This is a genomic window from Pseudomonas sp. HMWF006, assembly GCF_003061205.1.
Lineage (GTDB): Bacteria > Pseudomonadota > Gammaproteobacteria > Pseudomonadales > Pseudomonadaceae > Aquipseudomonas > Aquipseudomonas monsensis.
Genome location: NZ_QAIU01000517.1, coordinates 1 through 1,955, shown reverse-complemented (window position 1 = coordinate 1,955; position 1,955 = coordinate 1). Strand labels below are relative to the sequence as shown.

Sequence of the window (1,955 nt, the reverse complement as noted above, 5' to 3'; positions counted from 1 at the left end):
CGCAGCGATGGCGTAAGGCACGGCGGCGCCCATCGAGGCCAGGCCGCCGGACAGCGAGCACTGCATGCCGCGACGGATTTTCAGGTCGCGGGCGTACCAGTTGGCGCAAGAGCCGGAATCGCTGGTGATGATCGCCTGCTCCGGCAAACGTGGCGACAGCTCATACACCACCCGCTGCGGATTGATCGGATCGGCTTTGGCCATGGCGCGTCTTTCCAGGGTTTTCTCCCAACTGCCGCGCCAGCCCTCGATCTTCTTGCGCCATTTATTTGAGGTCTTCTGTTCAAGCAGCGGCAACAACGCCGCCAGGGTTTCCGCCGAATCCCCGAGCAGATTGACCTCCATCGGGTAGCGCAGGCTGAGCATGTCGGGCTGCAAGTCGATCTGCACGCCGCGCGCCTGACCTTCCTTGGGCAAAAATTCCGAGTACGGGAAACCCGAACCGATCATCAGCAAGGTGTCGCACTCGCTCATCATTTTGTAGCTCGGCTCGGTACCGAGCAGGCCGATGCTGCCGGTGACCCAAGGCAAATCGTCCGGCAACGCGGCTTTGCCCAGCAGTGCCTTGGCAACCCCGGCACCGAGTTTTTCGGCCACGGCGATGACCTCATCGGTCGCCTGCAACGCGCCGGCGCCGACCAGAATTGCGACCTTGTCCCCGGCGTTCAACACCTCGGCGGCACGCTGCAAGTCAGCCTCGTAAGGCAAGACTTTCGGCTTGCTGTAGCCGACACCGGAATGCGCGGTGCCGTGTGCGCGGGCCGGTGCTTCGTATTCGAGTTGCTGCAAATCGTTGGGCAGGATGATCGCCGTCACACGGCGTTCGCCCACTGCCGTGCGCACCGCCCGGTCGAGCAAATGCCGCACTTGCGAAGGCGCCGATGCCTGCTGCACAAATGCCCCGGCGACGTCCTTGAACATCGACACCAGGTCGAGTTCCTGTTGGTAGTGACTGCCAAGCGCCGTGCGCGCCTGCTGACCGACGATTGCCAGCACGGGCATATGGTCCATGCGCGCGTCATACAATCCGGTGATCAGGTGCGAGGCACCCGGACCGGAAGTGGCGATGCACACACCCAGCTCACCCGTGAACTTGGCATGGGCCGAGGCCATGAACGCGGCCATTTCTTCATGCCGCGCCTGCACGAATTCGATTTTCCCCTTGGCCCGGGCAAGCGCGCCGAACACGCCGTTGATGCCGTCCCCCGGATAACCAAAAATCCGCGTGACGCCCCATTGGCTGAGCCGCTCAACCAGAAAATCTCCCACTGTCATCGACATCTCGATCCTCGCCTTTCTTCGGTGCATAAGCCTGTTCCGGCAGAACATTGGCCGGAAGGTGTAAAGGTCTGGACAGTGTTGTCGGCGGCGAAGTTTCGATGGATTTGCCAGTGATCCGGCCCGGGCGAGCAGTGCCACCCAGGATTTTTCGGGGCCAGGGTAAGCTGCCTGATCGGTGGCGAGGCCATTCCCGAGCAGGTTCGCGAAGACGCCGGAAGCGCCATCACAGCACCAAGAAAGCCTGCACGACTGGCCGCTGATGAAGGGCCGCTAAAGAAACTCGCTCAAGGACACGAATTCAGTCAAAGTGCCGCTCGCCCATAAAACGCATCAAGGAAGAAAGCAACCATGAAAACAGCGCTCGGCGCCCTGCTACTGACCTGCCTGATCCCCCACGCACTCGCTGACGATCATCCTGTCGGCTTTCAGTCCGCCACGCTGACGGACCCGCGTCATCAGCGTTCACTGGAGATGGTTGTCTGGTATCCCGCCGCGGCCACTACTGCGGCCACCCGATTGTTCGGCGACAACCCGGTATTCGTCGGCGCCCCGGCCGTGCCCGATGCGCCACCGGCCGGCGGCAAGCATCCCTTGGTGGTGCTCTCCCACGGCTACGGCGGCAACTGGATCAACCAGACCTGGCTGGCCAGCGCACTCGCCCATCAGGGTTACAT

Annotated in this window: 1 protein-coding gene and 1 pseudogene; one reads left to right on the top strand and one right to left on the bottom strand. The window is 62.4% G+C overall.

All coding sequences use genetic code 11. The annotated features are described in order from the left end of the window. On the bottom strand, positions 1-1,281 hold a 1,281-nt coding region (locus DBR24_RS23115; protein WP_128615911.1), incomplete at its 3' end, for a thiamine pyrophosphate-requiring protein. Between the two features lie 348 nt (positions 1,282-1,629). Here DBR24_RS23115 and DBR24_RS23110 point away from each other — a divergent pair. After that, positions 1,630-1,955 (top strand): annotated as a pseudogene (locus DBR24_RS23110) (dienelactone hydrolase); the annotation flags it as partial.